The organism is Alcanivorax sp. (genome assembly GCF_040119285.1).
Lineage (GTDB): Bacteria > Pseudomonadota > Gammaproteobacteria > Pseudomonadales > Alcanivoracaceae > Alcanivorax.
Genome location: NZ_JBEDTY010000004.1, coordinates 143,292 through 161,332 on the forward strand (window position 1 = coordinate 143,292; position 18,041 = coordinate 161,332).

The window sequence follows — 18,041 nt, forward strand, 5'->3', positions numbered from 1 at the left end:
GGGCACGTTTGAGCTGATTTACCCTGAGCTTAGGATTTAGGAGAGTTAAGACTGTTCAGGTGATCTTCCAACTCATCCAAACGCTTAAGGTTTGCCCTGATGAGACGACGTATATGCGTGAGGTTTGCATTCATCATACGCACCATCTCGAAACCGGCTTCGGTTTCTTCGATGGCGGCTCGTTCCCAGTCGTGTGCCCGGTTAAACGCAGATTTTGAATAGCGGTGCTTCAGAGCACGGCGGATGTGCTTACTGAAAACAGCATGCCCGTCACCGTTGTTCATTTTCACAAAGGTATTGTAGTACCAGTGCATTTCTAGGCTGCCGCGCAGTATTCTTACCCGACAGCCGTAGTGCCCTGGGTATCCATCTGTTTCTTTGGTGCGGTGCGCTCGATTATGCGCCCAAAAATGGTCGGAGAATCGCTGAGCGATGTATCGAAGACGTGCCCGTTCTATATCAAGAGTCTCTGACAGCGCCTGCAAATAGTGTCTACATTGTTCAAATGCTATTTGGCTGTTTTTTAGGTGATTTAGGTTTTCTGCCCGAGCGGCCTGATGCCATTGCTCTGCGATTTCGTTTGGTTTTTTTGGGTTGTCCATGGGGAATCTCCTCTTGGTTGATACTCAAGAGAAATGCTACCGCCCAGCGAATCAAACCCACGGGTCTCTAATTGGCCAATTTGGGCAAAAGCAGCCGTTTACCCCAAATTATTTGGGATGTTTATCCGCGGATAGGTGCTTTGCAAACTTCCGGCTAAAAAATGCTTCCAGTCTGTCGGCGTTCAGGTAAGCAATGCCACAAGTCGTTAAAATCGTAACTATGAAGCAGAGAATGGCGATGAATGCTGCGGACATATCGATCATGTGAGCTCTCCTTTATTGTTCTGTATGTGTAATGCTTGGGACTATGCGGCATCAGACTGGCGCTGTTCTCGCGCTACAGAGGCAATCAAATGTCGAGAACAGCTGAGGATCTCCTGTATTTCGCTATAACTATGCCCGCTGCGCAGTAAACTGGCGATGTGCTGCCGTCTTTTCAGATCGGGTTGGCGGCCCTGATACTTGCCTTCACTACGGGCCTTTTTTATCCCTTCGTTTTGTCGGCGGCGTCTGTCTTCATAGTCTTTGCGAGCGACCGCTGCCAGCATATCCAGCATCATGCTGTTGACGGCCTGCAAGATAGAATCGGTAAAGCCGGTGTCGTGCTTCTTCTCCAGTGCCAGCCAGCTCGTTGGAAGCTCCGGTGAAACAATTGCCAAGCGCTTGGCAGCCAGCTTTTGTTTGAGGGTATCCCAGTCTTGCTGTTTGAGGCGGGCAAGCCGGTCTATTTGCTCTACCAATACAATGTCACCTTCACCTGATTCGGCAATCAGTCGCATCAGTTCCGGGCGATGCAATGTGGCCCCCGAAACATTCTCAGTATAGAAGGCGGCAATACGCTGGCCGTGTTGCTCGGCAAATTGAATGAGTGATGCTTTCGCCCGCTCAGCGTTTTGTTCCTGGGTCGATGCTCTCAAGTAGGCGCGTATAAACATGAATGCCTCCTTAGTCTGTTATAAATGGTTCCGCCTTCCCGGTCTGTTATAAGTGGTTCTTTAGCATGTTGAGTGGTCTGGTTATTAGGTTCCCTTGATGTGTACCCAAAAGGAACCACCTCAAGAGTCGAAAAACTCCCCGAACGGATCATCCTCTCGGAGGATCGGATTGACTCTGAAGTCATCGAACAGATCGCGTGCGCCTTCTTGACTCCCAGTGCCGGAGGTTGTCGTGCTGCTTGGACCGTTTTCTTCCCTACCACCGCCTCGACTAAACGACGCCATCTTTTTCTCGAATTCAGGAAACGTCATTTGCCCATCGGGTCCCTTGGCGAAAACCGTCTTGTAAGCATCGACTGCGGCCAGTGCGAAGCTTATGAACAGTGCGACCACCCAGAGCACGAACAATAGATACCATGCGTATAGCGCTGCATAGGCACCCCTAAAGGTGAGCTCCACAACGCCGATCCCGGCGAGCCCCACTGCTACTATTTTTGTTACCCTCACCATGGTTTCAGTCCCCGATAGCTCTTTACTTCGAAGCTATCAGAACCTGAGAAAATGCAAGTTTTGCCCGGCGTCAGGCCGCAGCGGCTTGCCTGGCCAGCCATCGCAGTTTCACCTTGCTGTAGGCATCATTTGTCATTGCCCTCAAATCTTCCACGTCCAGGTGTGGAACCAGCCACGCAGTGCCTTGGTATCGAACTCGCGGATAGTTGGATGGCTGGAATACGCCATGAGGGAGGTCGTCCTCATCGCCCAGCCACTGTCTGAGCCGGAAATCGATACACCAGCCCTGTTCGAGCTCGATCCAGCAATGGGGAGCAGTGGCCATTTGGCCCAGTCGGTCCTCTGCGTATCCGATACGACATTGATGGAAGATGCCTTGCTCGCTCAGGGCATTGCTGATCACAAAGGTCATGCAGTCGCTATCGATTTTGGCGTCTTCAAGCGGCAACAGCGCGAACTCAAGTTCATCATGCCAGTCACTCATGATCTGGCTCCTTGAACATCAGTCGCTGGCCCTGCTCGTAAAGCACCGGGTACGGCAGCGGTTCGCCATCCTGGATGACGGTGCCGGGAGGAAAATACATCACCATCCAGGATGGTAAGGCACCACTGACCGTGCGGTAGAACTCGTCCACAGGGAAGCTGAGTTGCTCACCTGACTGCCGGAAAACGAGACGAGAATAATTCCCTGGATGATTAGCCGCGATGTTGTAGCTTTCGGGCTCAGCACCTTCCACGTAAGGCGGTGACTTCCAGCGATTAGGAGTTTTGATGTTGTAGGCAACCACACATTGACCCACATCACATCCATGCTCAGTGCTTTCAATCGACCAAAGCACAAGTGGATGACCGTCAATCTCGGGCGTCTCCACGTTACTGAGTTTGGTGGCGCTCAACGTCATATCATTGGCAGCTAGCCAGATCGCCTGGTCCACCAGATCCACATACTGCTCATAGGCCTGAGCCTCCGAACTGGCCATAGACGCTGGCATCCATCCCATCAGGCTTGGTCTCGCCGACGGATTATCCGGTGTCATCATGATGTCAGTAGCATTGAACAAAAACGTCTGGCTACCCGAGAGATGTCGAAGCGGTGCGTCGAATGAAGTCGCCAGGCTAGCGAGATCCAGCAATGGCACCAACATGCTTTTACTGTAGGAGCGGGTACCATCCCCAGAATCCCGTAAGTCCATATCGTAGATGCCACCGGCTCTCGCCAGGTTTAAAGCCCGAGACTCTTCCTGATTGTAAGCTCGTGGGGCGGCCGCACAGCCAGCCAGGGCAGCGGCCAATATTGCTGTAGTTAAGGGTGCTAATCTTTTCATTATGTCCTCCTGCTTTTATTAAATATTCTCATGAGATTGAGAATATGCAAGAGGAAAACTAAAGATAATCTTTATAAATCAATGGTTTGTGCTTTCAGAACAAACCAGTCTGAATTTGGATATTATTATGCTTATTTGCTTGCCTCGTTGGCTGCACGAGACTCATCCATAAAATTAATTCGCCCGACCGGTATTCCAAACTTCTTATATTTATAACGAAAATAAGCTGACATGCGGTCTTCATGTGTTGCAATAAAAATTTGCCGGTTTGAAAAATCAGCGCGTAGAAGTTCAATAAGACCTACGACGTTTATTTCGTCTAATGTTTGTACGGGATCATCCACCATAAGCAGACCATGCTTCGCGTAACGCCGATTTAAAGCTAAAGTAAAGGATAAAATTAAGGCCGAAAGCTGGCCAGAACTCATTGAGAAAACGACGTCATAATCATTACCTGGAGTTTCATGAAAAGCTATTGAATTTCCATCATTCTCAATGAAAATACCCAAACCCTGCTGGTAACTTTGCATCAAGCGACCAGAATATATGTGAAAAAGTATTTCAATTTCTTTTACGATAGATTCCAGATAACCTTTTTTCTGGCTTTCATAGATTTCTTTGAGCTTCTTCAGTCGCTTTCTTACATCTAAAGCGTTATTAAGCACATTTTCAGCATTTCTAAACTTAAGCTCACACTCCTTAGCATGCCTTGAAGATGCTATTGATCGCTGCTGCTGTATATAGGCGATTTTATTTTCTATGTCTTTCGTGCTTATCTGTTTAACTGCAGAAATTTCACGATTAAAAACATCTCGAAAAATTCGATCAAAGTCGGGAAATATACGACTTTCATTCACCGGTTTGAGTTTTAAAGTCACCCGCTCTTTAAGCTTAGACAGCGGCAAATCAAGCTTCAAATCATAACTCTCAATAAGTAGATCTTCAAATTGAATACCGGCATCTATTAGATTACTGACATACCTCTGTATTATCGAGACCTGCTCAGAATTCAGTGAGACTAACATGCGTTTGTAGTCAACTTTATCGCGCTGTTTATCTATGAATTCAACAAGAGCTTCCTTGATAGCCTTTTGATACTTTTCATTAAAATCCGTCAGCATTTGAGTTAACTGACTACTTTGACGACTAGCCAGCAATCTGAGCGTTTCCTCTTGTCGTTCAATACCTATGAGTAATGCTTCTGACGACTCCCAGTCGTGTCCACAAGTCGGACAATTGTTTGTAGGACCATTGTATAACTGAAACTGTTTGAAGCTCTCCAATAGCCGTTCACGCATTGAAAAAAGACTAGAGAGACTTTCTTCTAGTTTGTCGGAAGAGTTAATCTCCTGATTCAGCCGCTCAACGTGGTCTTTAAATTCATCTAACTTAATATCACTTGGTATGAGTGGGATCAGAACTTCGGGAATGAAAAGCTTATCCTGAGCGATTGACCTTAAAGTATCGTTAAATAATTCGATTAAGTTTTCTGCAGACTCTAACTGGCGCAGCTCTAATTCCCACTGTTTTCGATACGATAATCTGTGAAAGAATCTGAGCATGTTTTTCTGAAGCTCTAGTTCTGGTAATAGTTTTTCAGATAGAGAGCGATTGGATAGTTTGCTTTCGTAATGGTTAAAGTTTTCTACGAAACGCTTAAGTCTAAATACATCACCGTCATCCGATAGCCATTGTTCAAATTGCTCAGGGGCATAATCTAAAGTTTCAGAGTCCCAAGTTTGGCTAGTGACGTTTACTAGCCGTTGGTAATCCAAAAATTCGTTACCTTCCAATACTTTTTGTTTTGCTTCTTCCCATTTAGACTTTAAGTTTTGGACATCATCTTTCTTAGTTCCTGTGCACAGCTTTCCAATCTTGCTGTAGGAGCTATTTATAGTGTTGAGTATTTCCTGAATCTCCCCAATTTCAAAAAGATACGCAATCTGTTGCTGACGGTCTTTTTCTTTTTGTTTTAGCAATCGATTATTTTCTTCTTGTTCTACGTAGTGAAAAAGCCCGAAGTCGCGCTTATATGATTCCCCAAGTAAACTAGAAAAGAACTTCTCCTCATCCTTAATTTGATTACCCCGATCTCCTTGGAGTGTATCAAGCTCGTAAAGCGGGATTTTCAAATCCGTTAGCCCTCTCTGCTGATCTAGTTCATCTTTGCAGGCAGCACGTTCTAAAATTTTAATTTCGTCGTTTATTGATAGTTCTACGCGAATTGATAGCCATGATTCTGACATAGCGCGGTTATATAGCCAGGGACAGCCTGACTTCTGTTTACGTCCATCGACAGTTAGCTTTTCTAACTCAATATAGCGTCTAATAGTACCGGTAAAAAGAAGTTCTAAAGCGTCGAAAAAAGACGACTTCCCAAATCCGTTCGGACCATCAAGTACCGTTAAATAGTCACTCTCTAACTTGATTTCTAATCGTTCAAAAATTTTAAAATTCTCGATCACCAGATGTTTAATTCTAAGAGTCATCGCTAACCCCCTCTGACCGATTAACTATCAGTTCTAGCAGTTCATCTGGCTCTAGTTCTTCCAGTGGGCCTTTCTCTTTGGCTAACGTCATTATAGTGGATTCTATTGATTTCAAATCTCTAGCGTCTGATGACCTGTTAATTTGATCCTGAATACTTTGTTCAAGACTATCCAGGTTAGCTGCAGTAGTGTCTTGTATCCTTAGCGCAGATAACTTAATCGCAATCCTATAAAGCAGGTTTTGCCAACCTCCTTCATGAAATTGTCTTTTATAACTCGTAAACGTTTGAGTATCCATTATGAAACTTGAAAAAACGGATTCCAGACCAATCTTTTCAACCTGCAGTTTCAGCTCATTCAGCTCTGTTACGGTATACGGCAAAACATGCTTTTTAAAAAAATAACTATCTTCTTCAATCTGCTGAACAAGTGTGCTGGTTTGATGATCAAGAGCCTCGACTTTCCAGGTAAGCAAAAGGTTGGTATTTTTTTCTAAGGCAGGATCTTTTACTGCTTTTTTGCAGCTAGCTAGCCAATGCGCCTGAAGCTCTGGTGTTAGCTCTGGCCAGTCATGAATAATCAACCAGTAACTAGTTTTCTGTTTCACGTCGCATCCATATAATTCAAGCTCAGGAACAGTTTGTCGCTCCATCCCCTGCCATTCTAATAAACTCTCAATCAATCTCTGCATCTTTCAAATTCTCAGGTATGTTCTTCAAAGAAACTAGCGACATTTTTTGAAAACTAATGATGCTGTGTCCTTGGGTAGAATTATCCTCTTCAGCGATAGTGTCGACACCAAATTTTACGTGGGTAATGTTAGCCCTATCGATTGAAGTAGTTACCAATGCGCCTGACTCAAATAAACACTCTACGTCCTCAGATTGTGACTGCTGCAGAATGGCGTAACAAATGGTGTCTACTAATTCCGCACCGGTATGTATCCCTGTTGGGTAATAGAAGGCTTCATTATCTTGCCAAGCAAATGGAACACGCTCGCTAAGAAAATTATCCGCACTGATTAATCGATAAAAAATTGCAAACAGGCCTTGTCTTATTGAGTCTAGGTCAACAGTTTCGTCTTTGAACTCTTGGAGTGTTCTAAATTTCCCTTTTCGATGTGGCATAACGGCACGTAGGAAATCTTTCATTTGTTCTTTATTGAAGCCGGTAATTACAGCTAAATATTGATCTAATTTATCCTGATTTTTCTGTGATATCCCTTCCTGCATGTCACAGAAATTTTTGTAGTATGTGCCAATATCTATTTGCAAGCGGCTAAGAAAATAATCTTCATTTTCAATCGAATCAAACTCATCGGCTTCTAAAACTTCACATAGTTCAGAAAACGGAATAAATTCTTCTGCCGCAAGTTGTGCCTGATGTATTTTGGAAGCATGGATCTTACTGTGTACAGCAATCACTTTGGCATTGACCATTGCTTCAAGAGCCTCCCGAATTCTACCGCAACAGTTTATTTTCCAATTCTCTATGCCTTCGGTATTTCTAATCAAAACAGCAATTTTTTTCTCAATAATGGCATCAATTTCATCAAGTGGACAATAGGCTTTGGTTTCACCATTATCCTGTTCTGGTTGAAGAGGGTATCTATACAACTTGACAGGCTGATAATCTTGTTCGAACGAATCTGGGAGATCATGGATATTACGAGCGACGTGAAAGTAGGCAGTATCAATATTATGCTCTAAAGCTTTTTCTTTTTGTTTCTCTATACCTGATCTGTATCTTGAAAATAATGTATCTTTATAAGCTTTTACTTGGTGTAATGAAATACACTGATCACCTTGGAAAATTGCAAAATCATCTTCACTTTCAAGTTGTAGCTTTAACTCTCGATTGCCCTCATAGTTAAGAGCAATCAATTCAAGAAAATAGTAAACAGCTAGCTTTCCTTGATAGACAAAGCCACTCCATGTTGAGATTGCTGTATGTGGATAATCTTGAGGATCTTCGTCCATATAGTCCCCTATAAGCATAGCGAAATGTTTCTACTGGAATAGTTTGTCATTTGGTCGAGCAACTGAATTCACGCATTATTCTATACTGGATACTGCTGCAAAATTAGCTATGATTCAATGTGATAAATTCGTTATCTTGCTCTTGCCCTGTGAGAATGGCTATTGAAAGGAATACAAGATGGTTTCGCAGAGTGCTCCCAGTTTCCCACTTATCCCAGTTTAAAATGGGTCGTCAGGAGCCGACGCAGAGGAAATTTGCCAATATTTACCCTTTTTTCGCAAATTTCAGCACTCCAATAGTGCTCCACGAGTTTAATAAGCCTATGTTTGTAAAGCATTTTATACATTCTGCATCGGAAAATAATCAACTGACATAGCCATGTTAGCACGTAGCCATGGATGTTAACTGGCTGCGTTTCTCTCGGTAGGCTTATCAATTGAGGGGGAAAATGAGGAGCCTGGCCCACCCTTACGGGTGGGACAGGGCGAAAGGCGTTGGTTCACGAGGTCGGGGCGCCATCCGCATGCCATTCAAACTTTTTGAACGGTTTGTCAACCGGGGTGTTGGCCAGATGGTTGGTGTAATTGCTCATCACCTTCTGAGACACGCCAAGAATGACTTCCAGGATATGCCGTTTTTCATAGCCGGCGTCCAAGAAAGCCTGCACCGCTTTTTCGTCCACTTCGCCACGATCGCGTACCACCGATAGGGTGAAATCACGTAACGCTTCCAGTTTGTCGGTGGGTAAAGGTGTCTTATCGCGTAAGGCATTGGTAATGCCATCGTCAACGTCCATGGACTTGGCAATACCGGTATGGGCCGGGACGCAGTAATGGCAGCCATGTTCAACATTAATGGTTTGCCATACCACCGTCACTTCTTCGTCAGTAAAGCTGGTTTCCAGAAAAAGAGCGTGCAGTTTCTGATAACCCTCTAACAATCCGGGGGCTTGCGCCATTACCGCATGAAGATTGGGAATCATGCCAAAGCTCTTTTGCGATTCTTTCAGCAAAGCCAAGCTGGCTTCGGGGGCAGTTTCTTCTGTGTGAAGAGTGAAATCGGTCATAGTTGCTCCTTTGCATCAGCTAATAGAGCGATTCTTTTATTTGAGTGATCGCTCAAAAACAATGCCACCCTAACATAGTCATAATGACCTGCAACCCATTTTGAGCGATCACTCAACAATTGTTACACTGCCCTCTCATCGGTGTGCAGGAGTTTACCCATGCCCAGAGTGGCGGCATATGATCGGCAAGAGTGCCTTGAAAAGGCTATGACTCTGTTCTGGGAGAAAGGGTTCCATGGCACCTCCCTCAAGGATATTGAGCACACGCTGAATATGCGCCCGGGTAGTATTTATGCCGCTTTTGGCAATAAAGAATCGCTCTATAGCCAGGCGCTGGATTTGTATGCCGACACCATGGGAAGAGATTTTCTGGAAAAGTTGAAAGGGCAGGGGACGCCCATTGAGGGGCTGGCAAGCTACGTCCGTGAGTTGGGAAACCTGCGGGATACGAACCCGCCTTCTCGGGCCTGCATGCTGGTTAAAGGCCTGTTGGAAACCGGTGATGAGACGCCGGCGCTACAGAAAAAAATTGAAACGAGCCTAGCGGATATGGAGATCATTTTCCGGGAGGCTTTTACAGAAGCAAAAAAAGCTGGCCAGATTCGTGATCCGAATTATCCCTCCCACCAGCCGGAACGCCTAGCGAGAAAATTGCAGTGTGAGGTGATGGGGCTACGGGCATTCGCCCAACGGTCCGGAAATCGACAGGAATTGAAGTTGTTAGCAGGGGATATTGCGATGAGCCTGCTCTCCCTGCAGTCTTGATAGGGTTGGGTTACCAGTGCGCCCTCTTGTAATGAATTCCGCTAGCCGCCATGCCATGATGAGACGTAGCAGGTTTTCATTTTGGCAGGAGGTTGATCATGTCCACGCATCATTCCGATACCCGCACTGAAATCGATTCCCTCGGTGAAATAGCTGTTCCTGTTAGGGCCCGCTGGGGCGCCCAGACTCAGCGGGCAGTGGATAACTTTCCTATTAGTGGTCGTCCTCTCCCTCCTCGCTTTATCCAGGCAGTGGTGCGTATTAAGCGGTGTGCAGCAGAAACCAATCGAGAATTGGGTGAGTTGCCCGCAGATAAAACCGTGGCGATTGTGGGGGCCTGCAACGAGTTGTTGGCCGGGCATTATGCGGACCAGTTTCCTGTGGATATTTTCCAGACGGGTTCTGGCACCAGCACCAATATGAACGTCAATGAGGTGATTGCGCATCTGTGCAAAGAAGCGGGTGCCCAGATTCATCCCAACGACGATGTAAATCTGGGCCAGAGCAGTAATGACACCATTCCCACCGCCCTCCATGTGTCTGCGGCGCTGGCTGTAACCGAGCAGCTGATCCCCGCGCTGGAACAGCTCATTGCCGAGCTGGGGCTGCGCGCCCGGGAGCATCGAGAGACGGTGAAAACCGGGCGCACCCACCTGATGGATGCTATGCCGGTGACGGTAGAACAGGAACTGCAGACCTGGGCCATGCAGTTGCAGGATGCCTGCGGGCGTGTGGCTCGTGCGCGTGATGACTTGTTGGCCGTACCTCAAGGGGGGACGGCCGTGGGGAGTGGCATCAACGCGCATCCAGCGTTCGGCGAGACCTTTGCTAGCCAGTTAGCAGATGAAACCGGTCTGGCGTTTCGGGCCTTACCGCACCCCTTTGTAGCGCAGAGCGCACTGGATGGCCCGTTGGCGTTATCGGCGGCGCTGCGGGGTATTGCGGTGGTGCTCATGAAGATCAGTAACGATTTGCGCTGGATGAACTCCGGGCCGATCCATGGGCTGGGTGAGCTGCAGTTGCCAGCCACTCAGCCGGGCTCGTCGATCATGCCGGGCAAGGTGAACCCGGTTATTTGCGAATCCGCCACCATGGTGGCGACACAGGTGTTAGGCCTGGATCAAGCTAATGCCATTGCCGCCCAGAGTGGCAACTTCCAGCTTAATGTGATGCTGCCGCTGGTGGCGAGCAACGTACTGGATATGACCGAATGGCTCGCCAATAGCTGCAGCAACCTGGCAGAACGGGCGATCAAGGGAATGACGTTCAATGAAGAACGTTTGGCTGAAGGGGTGGGCAAGAATCCCATTCTGGTCACTGCTTTGAACCCGGTGATTGGTTATGAGAATGCGGCAAAGATCGCCAAAGAGGCCTTTGCCAGTGGCAGGGCGGTGTTGGATGTGGCGGAAGAACAGTCTGGTCTGTCTCGGCAAGAATTGGAAAAGCTGCTGGATCCGAAAGATCTCACGCACCCTTGATCGGAGTGCTTAATGTTGTAATCGCCCCTCACCAGAGGAGCAATCTGCTGGGTACGGTTTGCTGCAGGGACGTTTGCGGTTCAAGCACCGCTGTTACAAACAAAGGGGGGCTGTTTTAAAAACGATGGCCCCGGCCCCATGCCGGCCTCGTTATCCCCACTGTCTTTATCCAGTCCGCCACCATCTTACAGGTCGGCTTGCAGTGTTGGAGGCAACATCCAGGTGACGCCGGCGGGAGATCGGTTGTTGTCACTGTCATCTGCCATATTGTGGTCGTGCAGAGTGTCCGGGTTTCAAGCCCAGGGAAGGGCGTTGGAGGGGGGGAGCCGCTCCGCACAGAGTGGGAACGTTAAGGATAACCACAGGTATCCAGCAAGGATGTTCTCTTTACTACCTGAAGGTAACGGAGGAGGGGGCCGACCGTATCGCCAGCGGTTTCACACCAGCCTTGTGCAAAGGCGCGTCACTATTCTTGAAAGGACAGGAAATGGGCAATGCTAGAAAAGGTGTCTACAATAGGTAGTATTTTGTAACCTAATGCGCCTGACGCCAGATGACCTGTGTGGAGGTCTGTGTCAGGCTTGAGCGCCATACATACTCACGGGTAGGGAGGAGTGTGTCGCTTTTCCCTGCCCGCGAACGGCAGAATAAAAAGGTAACGGAGCAAGTTATGAGTAGTCACCTGAACATCACTCGCAGCGACTCTGCGGTGGAGTCCTCTTTAGTCATCAACCATATTCTGGAAGCGGGAGTACTCAAGTCCCCGGATCAGACCATTACTTATGGTGATCGCACTTTTACCTATCGTGAATTGAATGACCGAATTCACCGTTTGGCCGGTGTGCTGGAAGCCCAAGGCGTCAAGCCCGGCGATACGGTGGCGGTGATGGAGTGGGATACTAACCGTTATCTAGAAGCATTCTTTGCCATCCCGATGATGGGTGCCGTGCTGCATACAGTGAATGTGCGTCTAAGCCCGGAGCAGATTCTTTACACCATCAACCACGCCGAAGATGATGCGATTCTGGTTAACAGCGAATTCCTGTCGACCCTGGAAGAGATTAAAGACCGCATCGAAACGGTGAAAACCTATATCCTGCTCGACGACAGTGGGGTGAAAGGGAGTGACAGCCTGCCGTTAGCGGGTGAATACGAAGAGCTGCTGGCCAAGGCGCCGGCTCAGTACGATTTCCCTGAGCTGGACGAAAACACCCGCGCCACCACTTTTTACACTACCGGCACCACCGGCCTGCCCAAGGGCGTGTATTTCTCCCACCGTCAGCTGGTGCTGCATACCTTTGCGGCTCGCAATACTATTGCCGGTGTGGGGCAGGGGCGTTTCAATGAAGATGACGTCTACATGCCGATCACGCCCATGTTCCATGTGCATGCATGGGGCATTCCGTACATGGCGACCTTGATGGGTGTAAAGCAGGTCTATCCGGGTCGCTATGAGCCGGCCACCTTGCTCCAGTTGCTGGCTACCCACAAAGTCACTTTTTCCCACTGTGTACCCACTATCATCCAGATGTTATTGCAGTCTGAAGCGGCCGAGAGCGTCGATCTGAGCGGCTGGAAAGTCATTATTGGCGGTTCAGCCTTGCCCAAGGCGATGGCCATGAAAGCGCTTAAACGCGGCATCGATATCTACACCGGTTACGGTATGAGCGAAACCTGCCCGCTGTTAACCCTGGCTATGTTGACCCCGGAACTGGAAAAGGCGGACCTGGAGACCCAGGTGGATTACCGCACCCGCACCGGCCGCCCGGTAGCCATGGTGCAGTTGCGCATTGTCGATGGAGAAATGAATGACGTGCCCCACGATGGCGAGAGCCAGGGTGAAGTGGTCGTGCGCGCCCCGTGGCTGACTCAGGGCTACCTGAAAGATCAGGCAAAATCTGAAGAGTTGTGGCACGGTGGTTGGTTGCATACCGGTGACGTAGCGGTGATGTCCGATGACGGTTGGTTGAAAATCGTCGACCGCATCAAGGATGTGATCAAAACGGGTGGTGAATGGGTGTCTTCCATCGACCTAGAAAGCCTGGTACTTCAGCATCCCGGCGCCGGCGAGTGCGCGGTGGTTGGCGTGCCCGATGAAAAATGGGGCGAGCGCCCGGTGGCGCTGGTGGTAAAAAATGGTGAAGTCGATGAAGACAGCATCAAGGCGCTGGTCGCTGATTATGCCGAGAAGGGCGTGATCAGCCGTTACGGGATTCCCGATCGAGTGATCTTCGTTGATGAATTACCAAGAACATCCGTAGGTAAACTCGACAAGAAAAAGATGCGTGCCGAAATGGTTTAGCTAGACGCAACAGGCCAAGTGCTAAGACACAAAGCCCGCCATTTTGGTGGGCTTTTCTTTTTTATCGTAAAGCGTCGTTTTCCATGGAGGCATGAATAGTCATATTTAGCTTCCCCCGGGTACATCTTGAAAATCGCGCTCTCTTTGCCCCGTGTGAATACACATTGCTTGCATAATTTCGCGTTACACTGATGTGCTTCAATCAGTCTCGGTTCGAATCAAAATAATGGAGAGTGGCATGGCGCGGATTATCGCGGGGCTGGTGCTGTTAGTACTGGTGGGGGGGGCTGTGTGGTGGTTTTGGCCCACGGAACAGGCCCCCATGGGCTCGCGCCCGCCGACGGTGGTGAACTTAGCGCCGAGCATCGAGTGTCCTCTCTATGACCGGGTAGAAGCCGTGGGCACCGCTCGTGCTGCTCAGGCCGTTGTGCTGTTGGCAGAAGTACCGGGGCGGGTAGCGGAAATCCACTTCCAGCAGGGTCAGCAGGTCAAGCGAGGGCAGTTGCTGGTGACCTTGGATGACCGCAACGCCCGCGCTGAACTCGCTCGCGCTGAAGCGGAGTACCAGCGCGCCAAGGACGACTACCGTCGTGGCCAGCAATTGGTGGATCGGCGCGCCATTTCCCAGTCCGAGGTAGATACGTTCCGCACTACCTTGGAAGCCGCTCAAGCCAGCCGGGATGTCGCCCGCGCCAATTTCAGCGACCATACCATCCGCGCGCCATTTGCCGGCGTGTTGGGTCTTCGACAGGTGGACCCCGGCGCTTATCTGCAGACCGGTAACCCCATCACGACGCTGGATAACTTGGGGCATTTGGAAGTGGATTTCCAGATACCAGAACGCTACTTGGCCAAGTTGGCCGTTGGTTTGCCGGTGCAGATCCGCAATTCAGCGTTTGAAAATCAGACCTTTGAAGGCACCATTACCCACCTGGATTCGCGAGTGAGCAGTAGTAGCCGTAGCCTCACTGTGCGTGCGCGGTTGAATAATCCTCAGGGCCAGTTATTGCCTGGGCAGTTTTTGCGAGTGTCTGTGCAATTAGCGCAACGCGATGCCTTGCTGGTGCCGGAGCAGGCAGTTATCACCCAGGGCGCGCAGAGCTATGTGTTCACCGTGAGCAAGGATAACCGGGCGCGGCGTCATCCGGTTACCTTGGGCGGGCGTCGTGATGGCTGGGTGGAAGTCACCAGTGGCCTGACGGATAAACCGGACGTAGTCGTCAATGGCCACTCCCGGCTCGGCAGCAGTCAGCCGGTAAAAGTGATTGATGATCCAGAGGCATTGCTGCCCGGCCAGCGGGTGTTGTTGAACTCGGAGCCAGCAGACGATGCTCCCTTTGGGGAGCCGCAACCGAATGATCCGGCTGTCACTGAGGCGGCGGCATGATCCTGTCGGATGTTTCCATTAAACGACCGGTCTTTGCCACCGTTATCAGCCTGCTGATCGTGGTGTTTGGCGTTAGCGCCTTGCTGAAATTGCCAATCCGGGAATATCCGGATATCGATCCGCCGGAAGTGTCGGTCAGTGTGGATTACGCTGGTGCCGCGCCGGAAGTCATCGATACTCAGATTATTCAGGTTATTGAAGGCGCGATTTCCGGAGTGGAAGGGGTGCGCAAGATCGAGTCGCGTAGTCGGCTGGGTTCCGCCCGTACCACGGTAGAATTTACCCTTGAGCGGGATGTGGATATCGCCGCCAATGACGTGCGTGATGCGGTGTCTCGGGTGCTTAACCGTTTACCTGAAGAAGCAGAATCCCCGGTTATCGCCAAGGCCGATGCAGATGCTCGGCCCATTATTTGGGTTACGTTGACCAGCAGTAGCCTGGCTCCCCAGGAACTCACGGACTTTGCCGAACGATCATTGGTGGACCGCTTTGCGGTGCTCGATGGCGTGTCGGAAGTGATTATCGGCGGTGAGCGCCGTTATGCCATGCGGGTGTGGCTGGATCGCCAGAGTATGGCGGCCAATCAGGTTACCGTCACCGATATCGAGCAGGCTCTGCGCACCAATAATGTGGAGCTGCCGGCGGGTAAGCTGGAATCGGAATCCCGGGGTTTTACCATACGCGCGGATAATCGTCTGGCCACGGTGCAGGCTTTTGAAAACCTGGTGATTAGTCGCCAGGGGGATTATTTGTTGCGCTTAGGTGATGTGGCGCGGGTAGCGCTGGGCGTGGAAAACGATGATTCGGTGCTCCGTGCTAATGGCCAAACGGCTATTGGGCTGGGGGTGGTGCGTCAATCCAAAGCCAACACGGTGGCAGTATCAGACCGGGTGCGCGAAGAAATTGTGGCCGTGCGCGACAACCTGCCGGCGGATATCCAGCTAGACATCAATTCTGATGAGTCCCTGTTTATTCGGGCCTCTATTCGTGAAGTGCTGATTACCCTGGGCATTTCCGTGGTACTGGTGATAGCGGTGATTTTTGCCTTCCTGGGTAACCTGCGGGCTACCTTGATTCCGGCGGTGACTATTCCAGTGTCTGTGATCGGTGCCTTTATCGGGTTCGGGGTGATGGATTTTTCCATCAACGTACTGACTTTGCTGGCGCTGATACTGGCCATTGGCCTGGTGGTGGACGATGCCATTGTGATGCTGGAAAACATTCAGCGTCGTATCGACGAAGGTGAATCACGGCTAGTGGCAGCCTATCTCGGCGCCCGTCAGGTGGCGTTTGCCGTGGTGGCCACGACGCTGACACTCGTAGCGGTGTTTGTGCCCATTTCCTTTATGGGAGGCGATGTGGGCCGGCTGTTTAGTGAGTTTGGTTTTACACTGGCCTCGGCGGTGATTATTTCCAGCATCGTAGCGCTGAGCTTGGCTCCGATGTTGTGTTCACGCTGGCTGCACCGCCACAGCCGTAAAGAAAGGCAGGGCCAGAGCAACGTTCTTCAACGCGGGCTCACCCGGTTAAACCAAGCCTACGCCAATGCTCTGAAACGAACGTTGAAAAGCCCTTGGCCGTTGGCGCTAGGGTGTGTGCTGCTGTGTTTGGTGGCAGCGTTATTATTTCGGCAGCTCCCCCAAGCGCTGGCGCCTACGGAAGATCGCGGCGTGTTTATTATTCCTGCTACCTCACCGCAGGGCTCCACCGTGGAATACGGTGCGCACCATACTCGGGCACTGGAAAAAATTCTGATCCCTCTGGTGGAAAAGGGGGAGGCAGAGCGGGTGCTGGCAATTATCGGTTTTCGTGGTGTGCCGGAGCGGGCGTTTACCATTGTGCGGCTAAAAGATTGGCAAGAGCGTGAACGCACTCAGCAGGAAATTGTTAGCGAGTTACGCGGCCAACTGTCCCAAGTCACCGGCTTGCGCGCCTTTGCGGTCAATCCGCCGGGGTTGGGGCAAAGTGCCTTCGACCAGGCTTTGGAAGTGGTGGTGGCCGGGCCGGACTATGAGCAGGTGCTGGCCTGGAGCGAGACTCTGATGGCGGCCCTGCGCGAAAACCCCAACTTGACCAGCATCGATACTGATTTTGAGCAGACCCAGCCGCAGCTGGATGTGAATTTGAATCGTGAACGGGCGGCAGATTTGGGAATCACAGCCACCGATGTGGGCACTACCCTGCAGGCCATGTTTGCCACCCTCACCGTATCCACCTATGTGGACCGGGGGAGGGAATACGATGTGCTACTGGAAGCAGAAAAGAGCGCCAGTGAAGTTCCCGAGGACGTGCTGCCGATCTATCTGCGCAGTGACAATGGTGGGTTGGTACCATTCTCCAGTGTGGTAAATCTGACGACCACTGGTGATGCACCAGAGCTGCGCAGGGTGGACCGGTTACCGGCTATCACTTTGTCTGCCAATCTGGCCGATGGCTATGACCTCGCCACCGCCATGCGCTATGTGGAAGCGAAAGCGAAGGAGCGGTTACCGCTGCAAGCGCGTATTGGCTACAAGGGCATGGCCGAGGAACTGAAGGAATCGGCGTCAGCGATTTTGGTGACTTTTGCATTGGCGTTGGTGATCGTGTTTTTAGTGCTGGCCGCCCAGTTTGAAAGTTGGATTCATCCGTTAATTATCATGCTCACGGTGCCACTGGCGTTAGCAGGTGCGGTGATTGCGATCAGTATTACCGGTGACAGCCTGAATATTTACAGTCAGATTGGCATGATCATGTTACTCGGGCTGATGGCAAAAAATGGCATCCTGATTGTGGAATTCGCCAACCAGCTTCGTGATCAGGGGCGCAGCGTTAAAGACGCTATCTACGAAGGTGCTATCGTGCGTTTTCGGCCAGTATTGATGACAGGGGTCTCCACTATCTTCGGTGCTGTGCCGTTGGTGCTGGCCACCGGCGCTGGTGCGGAAAGTCGTTTTACCATCGGCGTAGTGATACTCGGGGGGTTATTGTTTGCCACCGTGCTGACCTTGTTCATTATCCCGGTGTTGTATCAATGGCTGGCACCCTATGCCACACCGGCGGATGCGGTCAGCCAACAACTGGACAAGGAAATGCGCAAAAGCCGTTGAAAGTGCAAAGTTCAAACGCGGATGATATTTTGCCAGCCGAGAACATTATTACCTGCGTGTGGCCACAACGATTTCGCAGCCACAGCGAGCCAGAAAAACCTCTGTGCGCGTCG

The 18,041-nt window shown here is 50.2% G+C and carries 15 protein-coding genes; 5 read left to right on the plus strand and 10 right to left on the minus strand.

The annotated features are described in order from the left end of the window. Positions 1 to 29: 29 nt before the first annotated feature. The 10 genes from mobI to ABNH10_RS01685 form a co-directional block, all read right to left on the minus strand. Positions 30 to 602 carry a conjugative transfer protein MobI(A/C) gene (mobI, locus tag ABNH10_RS01640; protein WP_349384459.1) on the minus strand — a complete coding sequence of 191 codons (573 nt, stop codon included), beginning with the start codon at positions 600 to 602 and terminating at the stop codon, positions 30 to 32. A gap of 108 nt (positions 603 to 710) precedes the next feature. Beyond that, entirely contained in the window at positions 711 to 866 is a 156-nt protein-coding gene (locus tag ABNH10_RS01645) for a hypothetical protein (RefSeq protein WP_349384460.1), read from the minus strand. Between the two features lie 41 nt (positions 867 to 907). Further along, positions 908 to 1,537 (minus strand): recombinase family protein, encoded by a 630-nt coding sequence (locus tag ABNH10_RS01650; protein WP_349384461.1) that lies wholly within the window; start codon positions 1,535 to 1,537, stop codon positions 908 to 910. Between the two features lie 120 nt (positions 1,538 to 1,657). After that, on the minus strand, positions 1,658 to 2,047 hold the full coding sequence (locus ABNH10_RS01655; RefSeq protein WP_349384462.1) for a hypothetical protein: 390 nt from the start codon (positions 2,045 to 2,047) through the stop codon (positions 1,658 to 1,660). Positions 2,048 to 2,117: 70 nt separating this feature from the next. After that, positions 2,118 to 2,531 (minus strand): hypothetical protein, encoded by a 414-nt coding sequence (locus ABNH10_RS01660; RefSeq protein ID WP_349384463.1) that lies wholly within the window; start codon positions 2,529 to 2,531, stop codon positions 2,118 to 2,120. After that, a complete protein-coding gene (locus ABNH10_RS01665) occupies positions 2,524 to 3,372 on the minus strand; it encodes a hypothetical protein (protein ID WP_349384464.1) in 849 nt (282 codons plus the stop codon). The genes ABNH10_RS01660 and ABNH10_RS01665 overlap by 8 nt, the downstream gene beginning before the upstream one ends. 131 nt (positions 3,373 to 3,503) lie before the next feature. Next, positions 3,504 to 5,861: an AAA family ATPase gene (locus ABNH10_RS01670; protein WP_349384465.1), complete on the minus strand. Its 2,358-nt coding sequence runs from the start codon at positions 5,859 to 5,861 to the stop codon at positions 3,504 to 3,506. Further along, positions 5,851 to 6,552 carry an ABC-three component system middle component 1 gene (locus ABNH10_RS01675; RefSeq protein WP_349384466.1) on the minus strand — a complete coding sequence of 234 codons (702 nt, stop codon included), beginning with the start codon at positions 6,550 to 6,552 and terminating at the stop codon, positions 5,851 to 5,853. Before ABNH10_RS01675 ends, ABNH10_RS01670 begins: the two co-directional genes overlap by 11 nt. Next, positions 6,536 to 7,840, minus strand: a complete 1,305-nt coding sequence (locus ABNH10_RS01680) for an ABC-three component system protein (protein ID WP_349384467.1) — start codon at positions 7,838 to 7,840, stop codon at positions 6,536 to 6,538. Before ABNH10_RS01680 ends, ABNH10_RS01675 begins: the two co-directional genes overlap by 17 nt. A 500-nt stretch (positions 7,841 to 8,340) precedes the next feature. Then, the gene (locus tag ABNH10_RS01685; RefSeq protein ID WP_349384468.1) at positions 8,341 to 8,907 is read right to left on the minus strand and encodes a carboxymuconolactone decarboxylase family protein; all 567 of its coding nucleotides are present in this window, start codon (positions 8,905 to 8,907) and stop codon (positions 8,341 to 8,343) included. 159 nt (positions 8,908 to 9,066) lie between these two features. Here ABNH10_RS01685 and ABNH10_RS01690 point away from each other — a divergent pair, with 159 nt between their 5' ends. The 5 genes from ABNH10_RS01690 to ABNH10_RS01710 all read left to right on the plus strand — a co-directional run bounded on the left by ABNH10_RS01690 (position 9,067) and on the right by ABNH10_RS01710 (position 17,928). Continuing rightward, entirely contained in the window at positions 9,067 to 9,672 is a 606-nt protein-coding gene (locus ABNH10_RS01690) for a TetR/AcrR family transcriptional regulator (protein ID WP_349384469.1), read from the plus strand. A gap of 98 nt (positions 9,673 to 9,770) precedes the next feature. Further along, complete coding sequence (locus ABNH10_RS01695) at positions 9,771 to 11,150, plus strand: class II fumarate hydratase (RefSeq protein WP_349384470.1); 1,380 nt, start codon at positions 9,771 to 9,773, stop codon at positions 11,148 to 11,150. Positions 11,151 to 11,820: 670 nt separating this feature from the next. After that, positions 11,821 to 13,452 (plus strand): fatty acid--CoA ligase, encoded by a 1,632-nt coding sequence (locus tag ABNH10_RS01700; RefSeq protein ID WP_349384471.1) that lies wholly within the window; start codon positions 11,821 to 11,823, stop codon positions 13,450 to 13,452. A gap of 238 nt (positions 13,453 to 13,690) precedes the next feature. Further along, positions 13,691 to 14,839 carry an efflux RND transporter periplasmic adaptor subunit gene (locus ABNH10_RS01705; protein ID WP_349384472.1) on the plus strand — a complete coding sequence of 383 codons (1,149 nt, stop codon included), beginning with the start codon at positions 13,691 to 13,693 and terminating at the stop codon, positions 14,837 to 14,839. Then, positions 14,836 to 17,928: an efflux RND transporter permease subunit gene (locus ABNH10_RS01710; protein ID WP_349384473.1), complete on the plus strand. Its 3,093-nt coding sequence runs from the start codon at positions 14,836 to 14,838 to the stop codon at positions 17,926 to 17,928. Before ABNH10_RS01705 ends, ABNH10_RS01710 begins: the two co-directional genes overlap by 4 nt. Positions 17,929 to 18,041 lie beyond the last annotated feature (113 nt).